The sequence below is a fragment of the Azospirillum sp. UENF 112521 genome (assembly GCF_058780665.1).
Genome location: NZ_JBSNCI010000008.1, coordinates 44,332 through 57,851 on the forward strand (window position 1 = coordinate 44,332; position 13,520 = coordinate 57,851).

A 13,520-nucleotide genomic window follows, 5' to 3' on the forward strand; every position below is an offset into this window, starting at 1 on the left:
CCCTTCGGCTGCACTTGTGTGCTTCTTGTGGCCGCCCGGCGCTCATGCGGGAGGCTTAGCGCCGCCGCAGATCCTGAAGGTCGATGTCGTCGATCCGGAAGCCGGCCTGCCGAAGCGCCTTCAGCACGATCACCTTCTGGGCGGTGCCTTCGCGCGCGGCGGCCTGGCGCAGCTCCTCAACCAGATAATCGGGCAGCATCGCCTGCCACGGCCGGGTCGGCGCCGGACGGACGATGGTGGGTGCCGGAGCCGGCTGGGGTTGCGGCGCGGGCTGAACGGCGGGCTGGACAGCGGCCTGGGAGATGGCCTGGGAAACAGTGGCCGGCGATGCCGCGGGCGGCTCCGTCTCGGTCGGCAGGAAGCCCTTGCTCAATCCGTACTGGCGGATCGGATCGATGTCGTTCGTGCCCAGCCCGCCGATCCCGATCCCGCCCAATGGAGGACGGGCCGGCTTGGCGGCAGGCTTAACGGTCGGCTTGGCGGGGCTGTCGGTCGACATGGGCACTCCGGTCAGGGCGATGCCGGCTTGAAGAGGGCCGGCCAAATAAGCCATGAAGCATTATCATGACTTGGTGTCCTGTCTTCACGACATGTGGCGGGTGGGCCGTGTGCCATGGCGGAAAGCCGACCGGCGTGGCGCGGGAAGCACAGGGGGGATAGCAGGGCATCATGCCATCACAAAAAATCATGACATAAAAACATGATGACAAGTGCGGGCTGGGAGGCTCCAGGAGGGGGGCGGGCCGGCCATCGGTCGAGGAGGGATGGTATCGCCGTCCAGAGCGGAGGCATCGTCGGCGATACCATCGGGGCAGCAAAGTGTCTGTATGAACAGTAATGATGAAAACTAACCATGAAATGATGTGATGTGATCTTTGCAATGTGGGGGCCGGGCTGTGCCGGTTGTCCGGCATATCCGTGGCAGCGGGACCGCGGGAAAGGAAGATGCCGTTGTCCCGCATTGGCAGGGGGATCCGGTAAGACGCGATTGCCCTGCCCCGCCCGGCCGTTCCTCGGTCGGAATTGAACCTTCGCAGGGCTGGGCGGTCATGATTTGGCGGATGCCGCCTTTCCGGATACCAGCGTTATCGGGAATCCATGAAATGATGAAAAGGCATGTTTTGGGCGGCTGAGTTGCTGTGCTTCTCCGGTCGTGTCGACGCAGCCTTGCTCCAGCCTCATGCCTTCATCACCTTTCACCGTAACAGGAAGCCATGCCTAAAAATCATGACATGATAAATGGTGATGAAATGCCGATCCTGGCCGTCCCACTGCCGGGGTGATGGTGCCCCTTCATCTGCCGGAGGGGAAGGCAAGCCACTCTCTCAGCTAATCCGCACCGGACCGCCCACCGGTTTGGGGGGCCGGTCCCGATGCGCCCAATCCGCGGAAACGTAGCCCCGCCTCACCCTCAGGTCGCCAGCTATGCGATGAAAATCATTTCATGAAATATACAAGTAAGGACATGACCGTATCTCATGCCCTGAAGCCGCGACGGCGTTTCTCCACGGCTTCCGGAGGCCGCCCGGTCCGCCTCACCCCCGCGGGATCAGCGGATTGGCCGGTGAGCTTTCCAGGAAGGCAACGAACTCGTCGGTCAGGGCGCGGACGTTCAGGTCGGCATTGCTGTCGGGATTGACCTCGCCCGGACCGTGGCCGGTATAGGTCATCTCCTTCAGGAGAGAACGCTCGATCAGTTCGGTGCGGAAGGCCGGGACGCCATGTTCGTCCAGCAGGCCGCGGGCATGGCGGTCGACGCGGGATTCGATGGCCGCCTGGGTGCGGACGATCACCACGCTGGAGGCTGGGGTGTGTTTCAGCACGCCGACGGAATCCGCCACCACCTTGAAGGTGCGCACCGTCTCCTTCACGTCCATGAAGGACTGCTGGGTCGGGATCAGCACCCCGTCGCTGACCGAGAAGGCGTAGAGCATGGTCAGGTTGCCGAAGCCGGCAAGGTCGATCAGCGTGTAGTCGAAGCTCGGCGCGTTCTCCTGCACCGTCTGGCGGACGTTCGATTCCGTGATCTCGTCCAGCACCCGCACCCCGGCATCGTTCCGCCGCCGCGCCCATTCGGCCAGATGCCGGTTGGGGTCGCAGTCGAGCAGAAGCACGCTTGCCTCGCGCCGGCGCAGTTCGGAGGTGAGCGCCATGACCAGACTGGTCTTGCCGACGCCGCCCTTGGTGGAGGCGAAACTGATGATCCGAGCCATGCGGTGGTTCCCGGTTGCAGAGGGGGAAAGCGGGGGGACCCGAGCGGGAGCTTTGCGGATTTACACGCAAGAACAGGAAAGATGGAAGTGGTTTCACGTCATGAAGAAGAAGCATGAAATCATGATATTTAAATATAAAATGGCTTTTTGGGGAGGGGGAGAGACGCCGGGACGGCGGTGCGTCCCTGCCCCGGCGCTTGTCAGCCCCGGCATCGCCATGGCATAGCCACCCGGCCCAGCCGTTGCGGCTCCCAGCCGGCGGTATGCTGTGCCGTACCCGGATCGACCGCCGCCTGCCTGCGGATCCGTGTTCAGCCGCTCAATCCATCCGCCTCAGCCATCCCGCCGCCAGGATCCGCCGCATGACAGACGCCAGCTTCCTCCAGGTCCGGACCGATACCGAAGCGGGGCGTCCTTGGCACGCCATGGAAGGGCTGCGGCGCATCCTGCAGCGGGAGCCCGGGAATGCGGACGCCGTCGAGCTGTCGAAAACGGTCCTGACCGACATCTTTGCAAAGGGGAGCGACGCCTACCGGCATGGCCGGCTCGAGGCGGCGGTCTGGTGTTTCGTCCTTCTCGCGGAGTATGGCGCGCCGCGCGATACCTTTCGCACCAACTGCGAAGCCGTGGTTTCCATGATCCTCCAGCGCGCCATGGAGGATGCGAATGCCGGGCGGACCGGCGACGCCAGGCGTGCCTGCCGGCTGCTGCTGGTCCTCGATCCGGCGATCGCCCAGGCGCATCTGCTCATCGGGCAATTCGAGCGCGGCGCCGACGGCGACGGGGCGGTGGCGGCCATGTCGATCGCCCGGGGCCTGCTGCTTGCCCCGGAGACGGCCCATGGCGACCAGTTGCGCGACATCGCCATGCCGGCCGGCATCCGCGCCCTTGCCGAGTGGCTTGGCCGTGACCGGCCGGCGGCTCCGCTCCTGGGGGCGCTCGGCCGGCTGTGCCCGCCCGGCCACGCGGAGGCCCTGACCCGTTGCCGCGGGATGACGGTTCAGGCGGAGGCGTGGCAGGGCGCCGGCCGGACGGAGGCGCGCCGGCAGGCGGCCGCGGCCGCGATGCATTGGCTAGGAGATCTGCAGCAGGAGCGGCAGGGCTATCGTGACGCCCTGGAGGCCCACAAGCAGGGTTTCGACCTGTGGAACAGTCCGGCCGGACTGGAGCGCAAGGCGCAGGCCCAGCAGTATCTCGTCATCGAGGAGTTGCTGGAGAGCCTGAAGGGCTTCGCCTATGCCTATGTCTACGACATGGACCGGCAGGCCGCGGCCCGTGCCTCCTTCGACAGCCTGTCGGCAACGATGGAACGCCTGCTGGAGGCGCCCGGCATCGACAGCTGGACCCGCACGCAGCGCTGGACGACCCTGCTCGGCATGCGGTCGCTCGTCGGCTATGCGGCGGCGCTCGGACGCAATCCCATTCTTCCGCTGTCCGGCAATCCCTTCGCCGAAGACGCGGCCACCGCAGACATGGCGGAGGGACCGGCCGTCCCGGCGGAACCGGCATCCCGGCGGGTCTTCGACTGCTGCACCTTCTTCAACGAGGCCGAGATCCTGGAGGTCCGGCTGGCCGAACTCTACGACGTGGTCGAGCGCTTCGTCGTGGTGGAGGCGTCCCACACCCATTCCGGCGAGCCCAAGGCGCTGACCTTCGGCGACCATCGCGAGCGGTTCCAACCCTACATGGACAAGATCCGCTACGTGGTGGTGGACGAGCTTGTCGGCACCTTCTCCTGGCAGCGGGAAGCCTACCAGCGCGACGCCATCCTGCGTGGGCTGGACGGCTGCCGCGACGACGACATGGTCATCGTCTCCGACGTCGACGAGATCCTGCGGCGCGAGGTGGTGGAGCGGCTGCGCGGCGGCGGGCCGGCCTTCGACACCGTCTTCACCACCGAACTCGACCTGTTCTTCTACCGGCTGAACTACCGCTTCTCCCGTGACTGGCGTGCCGCCGGGGCCGCGCCCTTCCGCTTCATCCGGCAGACCGGCCCCAATGCCGTGCGCTACCTCGCCAAGCAGAACATCGGCCACTTCATCCGCGACGCCGGCTGGCATTTCAGCTGGATGGGCGATGTGTCGCGCTTCGCCGCCAAGCTGAACGCCTACGCCCACCAGGAGCATGCCCAGTCCTTCGGCGAAGGCAACATGGCGGACGTCGCCAGCTTCCTCGACGGCGGCGGCACCCTGCCCGAAGGTGCCCCCGGTGCCCGTGGAGGGTACGAGGTCGTGCCGCTCGACCGTCATCCCCGGCTGGTGCGCGACAACCTCGACCGCTTCCGGGAGATGGGCTGGATCCGCTGAGGCGGGCCGGCGCCGCCCGGCCTTATCCGGGCTTGACGTCGGCGGTGGTCCCGGCCCGGCGCTTCAGCCGGTGCATCGCGTGCTGGCCGCCGCCGGTGGCGCGGACCGAATAGAAATAGGCGCTGTCGTCGGTCCAATAGCGGCCCTCGCCATCGACCATCACCGTGCTGCTGTGGATGTCGGCCGGATAGACGGTCAGGCGCGGAGCCGCCTCCGCCGTGAAGCCGGCCAGATGCACGGCGGCGAGCGCCGCCTGGTCGAGGAACCAGACCGGCAGGCCGCGATCCAGGAAATGGCGGATATAGCGCCGGGTCAGGTCGAGGAAACGCAGCGCCCCCGCGGTCGGCCGGATGTGCAGCACGTCGGCGTAGAGCAGGCTCCAGATGTCCAGCCGCTTCAGCGCATGGCTCATCATCCCCAGGTCCGAGTGGGCGGAGGCCGCCAGCAGCGGGTTCAGGTCACGGATCGCCATCAGGTCGACGTCCAGCATCAGCACCGGCCGCCTCCAGCGGGACAGCAGGTCGGGCAGCACCAGGAAACGGCTGCAGGCGTAATAGGTCTTGGCATTGTCGCCCAGCGGCGTCAGGTCGATGGTCTCGCGCAGGACGATGAAGCGCCCGGCGCCATGGGCGGCGGCCAGGGACGCCACCGTCGCCTCCGCCTCCGCGTCGGGATTGATCAGGTGCAGGGCGATGGCGCAGTCCAGGCCGCTGTCCTCGACGATGGACCGCACCATGGTCGGCAGGAACTTGCGCGCATAGACCGCGTCGCAGGATGCGTAGACCACCAGCGGCCGGTCGGCGCTTCCCGCCCCTTCGGCAAGCGTGGCGCGGATGCCGGCCGGCGGCGGTCCGTCGCGCAGGGATGCCAGGAAGGCCGGGGCGGTGCGGGTGACGGCATCGCGTCCGCCATGGCGCTCCGCCGCCTGGAGGAACAGGGCGTCGGCCTCCTCCAGCCGGTGCTGTTCGGCGCACAGGCAGGCCAGCCGGCTCAGCGTGAAGGAGACCTCCGGATACAGCTCCAGCGCCCGGCGGTAGGCACGCTCGGCGCGCAGCCCCTGCCCGTCGCGGCGCAGTGCGTTGCCCAGCGCCACCAGCCCGACGCAGTCGTCGTGGCCCTGGAAGCGGGCGACGTCTTCGGCTTTGCCCAAATGGGTCAGAAGCTGCCACAGGTTGGAGCGCCGGGTCCGATCGGCGGGCGTCAGCCGCCAGGAGGCGAGCGCATGGCCGGCCGCCTCCGCCATGTCCTGTCCGACCAGCAGCCGGGCGAGCGCGTCATGGGCCACCGCCACTCCGGCTCCGCCCTCTTCCACGTCACGTTCCAGCACCCGGCGATAGAGTGCCATGGCGGTTTCGGGTCCGCCCGTCCGCTCGGCGTCGCGTGCGGCGTCCAAATCGCTCTGGAGATCGGCAGGCGGCGGGACGGAGGGCATGGCGGTCGGTCTTTCAGGCTGGGGCGGCTTTCATCCCATGACACCCGTCCGGCTGACAAGCGGCCAGCATGACCGCCATCATGCCTTCCGTCCGACCGGATCGCTTCCCCCGAGTCGCGGTTCACCGGCCCTGAACGGTCCATGCCGGGAGGGTGGCCGGTACCACAAATGCGGGTCCACCACCGCCCTGCGGAAATATAGAGGCGATACCAAGCCAAAACGATGCCGTTCAGGAGAAGGCGCTTGAACAGTTCGCCAAATATCATCAAATGTCTGTATGGACCCGGGAAAGGGTTCCAGCCGAAACTGTGCCACGCCGGTTACTCCGGCGTGGCACTTTTATATCCGCGTTTCCGGATGCGCCGCCCGCCCGCACAGGCCGCCCGGACAGGCAGGCCGGGGGGATGACGGACGCAGCGGGCGGGGCATGGCCCCCGATCCCGTTTGGGAACCCGATTTTGCCGGTGCCCCTTATCCGGCGGCGCGTTCGCGGAGTGCGCGCTCCAGCCTGTCGATGGTGTCGTCCCAGTGCTGCGGCCTTGCCTGCCGGAACAGGCGCATGGTCGGATACCAGGGGCTGTCCTCGCGGTCGAGCATCCAGCGCCAATCCGGGGCGAAGGGCACCAGGACCCAGACCGGGACGCCAAGCGCTCCGGCGAGATGGGCGACGGAGGTGTCGACGCAGACCACGAGATCGAGGTTCGCCATGATTGCGGCGGTGTCTGCGAAGTCCTTGATGTCGGGCGACAGGTTCAAAAGCGGGAAGCCGCCAGGCGGGTTTGCCGCCTGCCCTTCGGTGGGCCCCTTCTGGATGGAGACCAGGCTGACGCCGGGGATCGCGGCCAGCCGGGCGAAGGGGGCCAGCCCGATGGAGCGGTTCCTGTCGTTGCCGTGGGTGGGCGATCCGGCCCAGACGATGCCCACCTTCAGGCCGCCCCCGTCCCTTGCCAACCCCTTCAGCCGCTCGCCCCAGCGCGCAACCAGATCGGGCTCCGCCGACAGGTAGGGAACGCGGGACGGGACGGTCTCCAGCCGGGTGCCGAACAGGGCCGGCAGGCTCATCACCGGGAGCTGGACATCGAAATCGGGCAGCGGCGCCCCGGTCAGCACCACGGTGACGCCGGGCAGGCTGCGCAGCACCGGCAGCAGCGCATGCTGGCATTCCAGGAGGATGGGCCGTTCGCCGTCCTCCCCCTTCTCCGCCCCGACCATTTGCGCCAGCAGCGGCAGGTAGCGCACGCATTGCAGCACGTCGCCGAAGCCCTGTTCCCAATAGACCAGCAGCCGTCGGCCCCGCAGCGGCGATCCGTCCCAGCGCGGCTTGGAGAAGCTGCGCTGCGGCGAGGGCAGCTGGCCATGCTTCCAGCGCCATTCATAACCCCGCCAGCCCTGGACGAAATCGCCCAGCAGAAGCCGGACCAGGGATTCGTTCCAATGGGCGCCGGCGAAATCCGGCTCCAGCGTCGTGGCCCGGCGGAAAGCCAGCAGCGCCGCCCAGAAGCTGCCCCGGTCCTTCACCGTGGACCCCAGGTTGCTGTAGGCGCCGCTGTGCTGCGGGTTCAGCGCGATCGTCCGGCGGAAGCAGCCTGTGGCCTCCTCCAGCCGATGGTCGGTGCGCAGCATGGCGCCGAGGTTGTTGGCATATTCCGCCTCCATCGGGTCCAGCGCCGCCGCGCGGGCGAAGGCCTCGCGTGCCTCGTCCGGGCGTTTCGACCGCTCCAGCAGAAGGCCCAGTTCGTTCAGCACCGCCGGCTGGGCGGGATCGAGCCTTGCGGAGATCCGGTAGGTCCGGACCGCCTCCTCCCGCCGGTCGAGCTGGGTCAGCAGCGATGCCAGATTGTTCCAGCTGTTCAACGATCCCGGAACCAGCGCCAAGGCCCGTCGCAGCAGGGCGACCGCCGTTTCCTTCCGGCCGGCCAAGGCATGCAGCAGCCCCATGTTGTTGACGGCAGGGGCGAAATGCGGATCGCTGGCCGCGATCTGGGCATAGAGCCTCCCGGCCTCGTCGGCACGGCCGGCTTTCTGGAGGCCGACCGCCATCGTGAAGGCTTGCTCGATGTTCATGGGGGCCGCGGCGCTTCGGTTGGGGAACGGCGGGATCAGTAGCATGAAGATGCCGGGGCATGAAGATGCCGGCTTCTGCGAAGGGCGGCCCCCGCCATCCTGTCGGGTCCGGTGGTCCCCAGGCTTCCATCCGTCGCGAACCGCTGTCCTCCGCGTGATGGCTGTTGCATCGCACTCCCCGCCCCCGCATCAATGGCGCTCGTCGAACGGGGAGTGTGGCGGACGGCATGGCGCGGCTTCTGCTGATCAATTACGAGTTTCCGCCGCTCGGCGGCGGGGCGGCCAACGCCACCGACAACACCGCCCGCGAACTGGCGGCATTGGGCGAAGAGGTGCTGGTGCTGACCTCCGCCTTCGGCGACCTGCCGCGGCTGGAACGCCGGGCCGACGGCGTCGAGATCCGCCGCATCCCCACCCTGCGCCGCCGCCGTGACCGCAGTTCGGTGGTGGAGATGCTGGCCTTCCTCGCCAGCTCGCTGGTGATGGCGCCATTGATCGCCGCCCGCTGGCGTGCGGACGCCACCATCGCCTATTTCGGCCTGCCCTGCGGCCCTGCCGCCTGGATGGTGAAGGCGCTGTCCGGCGTGCCCTATGTCGTCAGCCTGCGCGGCGGTGACGTGCCGGGCTTCCAGTATGACGGCATTTCGCTCTACCACCGGCTGGCCGGGCCGGTGATTGGCTGGCTGTGGCGCCGGTCCTCCGCCGTCGTGGCCAACAGCGATGGGCTGGCCGGGCTTGCCCGCCGCTTCGCCCCGGACCAGCCCATCGCCATCATCCCCAACGGTGTCGACGCCACCCGCTTCTCGCCGGCCGATGCCGGGCCGGCCGATCCAAAGACAGTCGATGGCGGAAATGCCGGTGACCGCCTGTCGCTGCTGTTCGTCGGCCGGGTGGTGCGGCAGAAGGGGCTGGACGTGCTGTTCGAGGCGCTCGCATCCCTGCCCGCCGGGACGCGCAGCCGCATCGGCCTGACCATTGTCGGCGATGGCCCGGCGCGGTCGGAGCTGGAGGCGCAGGCCGCCCGGCTCGCCTTGTCGGAGCGTATCGCCTTCCGCGGCTGGCTCGGGCGCGACGAGCTTCCCGCCGCGTATCGCGCCGCCGACGCCTTCGTCTTTCCGTCGCGCGACGAGGGCATGCCCAACGTGGTGCTGGAGGCGATGGCTGCCGGCCTGCCCGTGGTGGCGACCCGCATCGCCGGCAGCCGCGATCTGGTGGTGGAGGATGAGACCGGCCTGATGCTGGACGCCGACGACACGCCGGCGCTTGCCGCGGCACTGGCACGCCTGGCTGAGGATCCGGCCCTGCGCCGCCGCCTGGGCGAGGGCGGCCGCCGCCGGGTGGTCGAGCATTTTTCCTGGCGGGCCGTTGCCGCCGCCTACCGCGACCTGATGCTTGCCGGCCGCGCCTCGACGGGACGGGTTCCGTCGGCGCAGGCGGAGTGAGGCGTTCGGGATTCCGTGCGACATACGAGGGTGTCTGGCAACATCTCCACGGATTTCACGGATTTTTCTGATCTTGGCGGCGCTCCTGCCGTCCCGAGGAGCGGCTGCCCCGCAACGCCACATTCGTGACATCCGTGTCCAAATCCGTGAAATCCGTGTCCATCTTGCCCTCCACTCTCCGCCCCTCCAAGGATAGGTGCCGCTACGCCCCCCGCTTGACGTGCTGTTGACATCCGATGGCTTTCGGGAGCGTATGGCGGCGCGGCAGAGCGGATCGGACAGCAAGGGATCGGACAGCGTGGTGGAACCGGTGAAGACGGCGGATGGCAGGGGCGGCACCCCGGCCGGACCATCCGCCCTGGCCTTCGATTTCGGCGAGAACTGGGACCATTACTCGCGCACGGTGCTGGACGAGCCGCGGCTGGTGGCGGCCATCGACAGCCTGAAGGGGCTGGTCGGGACCGACCGGCTGAAGGACGCCAGCTTCTGCGACGTCGGCTCCGGCTCCGGCCTGTTCACCATCGCCGCCGGCAAGCTGGGCGTTTCCCGTGCGCTGGGCTTCGACGTCAACCCCACCGGGGTCGAGGTCGCCCGCCGCAACCTGGGCCGCTTCGCACCGGATCTGGCCGACCGCATCGAGTTCCGCCGCGGGTCTGCGCTGGACAGCAGCTTCGCCGGCTCGCTCGGCCTCTTCGACGTGGTCTATGCCTGGGGCTCGCTGCACCACACCGGCTCCATGTGGCCGGCGATCGAGACGGTGGCGCCGCTGGTGGCGCCGGGCGGTACCTTCGTGCTGGCGCTCTACAACCGCCACTGGACCTCGCCGATCTGGACCCTGATCAAGATCGTCTACAACCTGTCGCCGAGCTTCCTGCGGAAAGTCTGGGATTGGACGCTGGGCTCGCTGATGTTCCTGGCGACCTGGGCGATCACCGGGGCCAACCCGCTGCGCAAGGAGCGCGGCATGGAGTTCTGGGTGGACGTGACCGACTGGCTCGGTGGTTACCCCTATGAATATGCCAGTGCCGACGAGGTGCGGGCGCGGATGGACGCGCTCGGCTTCGACATGCTGGAGGTCCGTCCGCCGCGCGTGCCGACGGGCTGCAACGAATTCATCCTGCGCCGGAGGCCCGCATGAGCGACGACGCATTCAAGTCCGCCACTCCCCTCTCCACTCCGTTGCCGGCGGCGGCGGCTGACCATCCCGGCGGCGTCGATTACGACGACAGCTGGGAGCGTCGCTGGAACGACATGCGCAAATACGGCCCGACCGGCCGGCATCTGCGCCGCATCGTCACCGAGATGGTGCGCCCGCTGAATTACGACAGCTTGGCTGACGTCGGCTGCGGCCAGGGCTCGCTGCTCGCCACGCTGATGCCGCTGAAGCCGCAGGCCAGCTACACCGGCCTCGACTTCGCCGCCAAGGCCATCGACGTCGCCCGCCGCAGGGCGCCCAATGCCGAGTTCGGCTTGCTCGACGTCGCCGCCGGCCATCTCGACCGCCGCTTCGACTTGGTGGTCTGCACCGACGTGGTCGAGCATATCGAGGACGATGTCGCGGCACTCCGCAACCTCGCCGCCATGACCGGCCGCTACCTGCTGGTCTCCACCCTGCAGGGCCGGATGCGCGACTTCGAGCGCACGGTCGGCCACCACCGCAACTATGCCCGCGGCGAGCTGCAGGCCAAGATCAAGTCGGTCGGGCTGGAGATCGAACGGGTGGTGGAATGGGGCTTCCCCTTCTTCTCGCCGCTCTACCGCAACGTGCTGGGGGCCGCCAGCGGCCAGGGCACCGAGGGTGATTACGGTCCCGGCCGCCGCTTCCTTGCCGAGGCGCTGTACCATATCTTCCGCCTGAACTCCTGGTCGCACGGCGACTACATCTACGTGCTGGCCCGCCGGCCGGGGTCGTGAGTTTCCTGTCTCCCTTCATGCGCCCGGCGGGTCTTCGCTCCGCCGGGCGCATGAAGGGAGGGTATGGTTTTATTTCATCACATCATGATTTCATGAAAAGGTGTCTTTAGATGCGACCCCGCCTGAAGGCCCTGGTCAGCGTGCTGCTGGTCGCCCTGTTGCTGTGGCGGGTCGACGTGGCGGAGGTCGTGCGGGTGCTGGCGGTGGCCTCGCCGGGGCTGATGGCGCTCGCCGGCCTGCTGTTCTTCCTGATGCATGTGCTGAACGCGCTGAAGCTGCGGGTGCTGCTGCCGGAACTGCGGGCGGGGCGGCTGCTTGCCTACACGCTGGTGGCGCAGCTCTATGCGCTGGTGCTGCCGGGCCAGCTGGCGGGGGAGGCGGTGAAGGCCTACCGCCTCAGCCGCGACGAAGGGCGGGGCGAAGGGCAGGGAGAGATCGACGGCGGCCGCATCGTCTCGGCGGTGGCCTTCGACAAGGTGACGGGGATCGCCGGGCTGCTGCTGTTGACCGGCAGCGGGCTGGCGGTGCAGTCGGCACGCTTCGGCGACGGGCTGCTTGTGGCGGTGGTGCTTGTGCTGGCCGGGCTGGTCGCGGCGACCGCCTTGCTGGCCTGGGCGCCGGCACGCACGCTGCTTCTGGGTCTGCTGGGCTGGCGTGCCGGGCCGAAGCGCGAAGCCTGGCTCCTCGGCCCGCTGCGCCGCTTTCTGGAAGCCTGGCGCGACCAGGCACGCCGGCCGGGGCGGGCATTGCTGTCGGTCGCCGTCGGGATCGCGGTGCAGGTGGCGGCGGTCGCCGGCAGCCAGTCGCTCGGCCTGGCGGTGGGCATCGACCAGCCCTTTTCGGTGTGGAGCGCGGTGATCGGGTTGATGTCGGTGATCGTGCTGATGCCGGTCACCGTCGCCGGCATCGGCCTGCGCGAGGCGTCGCTGGTCGGGCTGCTCGATCTGGTCGGGGTGCCGCATGCCCAGTCGCTGGCGCTGGGCTTCGGCATCCTCGCCTTCCAGGCGATGGTCGCGTTGCTGGGCGCCGTCATCGACCTGACGGTCCTGCGCAGCCGGCCTGGGGCCGGGCCGCGCGAGGGCGTCGGAGGGATCGACTGGAACGCACAGCCTCCCACAAGGATTCCGGCGGACGATCGATGATCATCCTGAATGCCATGATCGCGGAAGTGGACATGGCCGCTGTCTTGAGCCATGACGAATCCAGTCAATCAGCGGGGCCAATCGGGAAGGCCCGATCAATAGGGTAGGCAGGATGAAAGTTTCATTGGTTATCCCATGCACGCACAGGGACGTTGCCTGCGTTCCCCGCTTGCTCCAAACCTATGCGTCGGCACCTGTGAAACCCGATCAGGTGATCGTCTCGCTGAGCTTGGCGCCTCTCGCCTCAAAAGCTGCCGTGTCCGAGGTTGGCGCAATCGGGACCGCTTTCGACGATTTCACCCTGATCAAGCATGACGGTCGCATGCGGCATGGGCCAAATCGGCAAGCCGGCTCGATGAGGGCAATTCATGAAATAATTTCCTACCAGGATGCCGACGATGAGGTGCATCCGCAGCGCATCGCCATAATAAGGGCAATGTTCGAAGCGCAGGACATCGTTCACCTGAACCATACCATGATCATGGATGGAGAAGAATTTCCGCAATATAATCAAGACAGACCAACAAATTTCAATGTTCGTTGGAATCATGATATATTCAACGAGAATTTTTCTGGAGGATGGTTTCTGTCATGTAAGGAAAAACAAAGCACATATGGTCATTTTACGGGATGGAAAGTGGCATCCGGTCTTCCATCCATTAGAAAGTCCGTGCTGGAACGGGTGAGATGGAAGGATTGGAATGAGCTTTATTTAGGCGTTGCCGAAGATTATGAGTTCAACACAGAAACATGTTTCGTGTTCAGGAAGTCGATGATAATCGATGCGGCGTTGATCAAATACACGCCCTTCCAGCGTCGCGAAACAACCGATGAGCTTCTGGGGGTGGTGCCTCCAACTCCGTGATTGAGGCGGCATCCAAATCTGTAGGGGATGCGGCATCGTCGCATGGCATTGTCCTTGATCGGGGAGCCGTGCCAAGTCCGCGCCCCAATTAGCCGTTGCGCTCGCCGGATCCTGCGGCCATACCATGGCCCGGCATCGCACC

At 67.2% G+C, this 13,520-nt stretch carries 10 protein-coding genes; 6 read left to right on the forward strand and 4 right to left on the reverse strand.

The features are described from left to right. Positions 1-55: 55 nt before the first annotated feature. Complete coding sequence (locus ACWPN8_RS30690) at positions 56-499, reverse strand: hypothetical protein (RefSeq protein ID WP_109095286.1); 444 nt, start codon at positions 497-499, stop codon at positions 56-58. A gap of 1,036 nt (positions 500-1,535) precedes the next feature. Further along, positions 1,536-2,213: an AAA family ATPase gene (locus tag ACWPN8_RS30695; RefSeq protein ID WP_109046996.1), complete on the reverse strand. Its 678-nt coding sequence runs from the start codon at positions 2,211-2,213 to the stop codon at positions 1,536-1,538. A 362-nt stretch (positions 2,214-2,575) separates the two neighbouring features. On the opposite strand from ACWPN8_RS30695, the gene ACWPN8_RS30700 reads away from it, so the two are divergent. Continuing rightward, entirely contained in the window at positions 2,576-4,519 is a 1,944-nt protein-coding gene (locus ACWPN8_RS30700) for a glycosyltransferase family 17 protein (RefSeq protein ID WP_492243526.1), read from the forward strand. 22 nt (positions 4,520-4,541) lie between these two features. On the opposite strand, the gene ACWPN8_RS30705 is transcribed toward ACWPN8_RS30700, so the two are convergent. Together ACWPN8_RS30705 and ACWPN8_RS30710 are read right to left on the reverse strand one after the other, a co-directional pair. Next, entirely contained in the window at positions 4,542-5,951 is a 1,410-nt protein-coding gene (locus ACWPN8_RS30705) for a tetratricopeptide repeat protein (RefSeq protein ID WP_492243527.1), read from the reverse strand. Between the two features lie 471 nt (positions 5,952-6,422). Further along, on the reverse strand, positions 6,423-8,015 hold the full coding sequence (locus tag ACWPN8_RS30710; RefSeq protein WP_492243528.1) for a tetratricopeptide repeat protein: 1,593 nt from the start codon (positions 8,013-8,015) through the stop codon (positions 6,423-6,425). A 227-nt stretch (positions 8,016-8,242) separates the two neighbouring features. On the opposite strand from ACWPN8_RS30710, the gene ACWPN8_RS30715 reads away from it, so the two are divergent. From ACWPN8_RS30715 to ACWPN8_RS30735, 5 genes are all read left to right on the forward strand, one after another. Beyond that, a complete protein-coding gene (locus ACWPN8_RS30715) occupies positions 8,243-9,457 on the forward strand; it encodes a glycosyltransferase family 4 protein (protein ID WP_492243529.1) in 1,215 nt (404 codons plus the stop codon). 253 nt (positions 9,458-9,710) lie between these two features. Continuing rightward, positions 9,711-10,595 (forward strand): class I SAM-dependent methyltransferase, encoded by an 885-nt coding sequence (locus tag ACWPN8_RS30720; RefSeq protein WP_492243530.1) that lies wholly within the window; start codon positions 9,711-9,713, stop codon positions 10,593-10,595. Further along, positions 10,592-11,371, forward strand: coding sequence for a class I SAM-dependent methyltransferase (locus ACWPN8_RS30725; RefSeq protein WP_109095363.1), 780 nt, complete (start codon positions 10,592-10,594; stop codon positions 11,369-11,371). The genes ACWPN8_RS30720 and ACWPN8_RS30725 overlap by 4 nt, the downstream gene beginning before the upstream one ends. Positions 11,372-11,481: 110 nt before the next feature. Beyond that, positions 11,482-12,513: a lysylphosphatidylglycerol synthase transmembrane domain-containing protein gene (locus ACWPN8_RS30730; protein WP_492243531.1), complete on the forward strand. Its 1,032-nt coding sequence runs from the start codon at positions 11,482-11,484 to the stop codon at positions 12,511-12,513. 112 nt (positions 12,514-12,625) lie between these two features. Further along, a complete protein-coding gene (locus ACWPN8_RS30735) occupies positions 12,626-13,378 on the forward strand; it encodes a glycosyltransferase (RefSeq protein ID WP_492243532.1) in 753 nt (250 codons plus the stop codon). Positions 13,379-13,520: the final 142 nt, after the last annotated feature.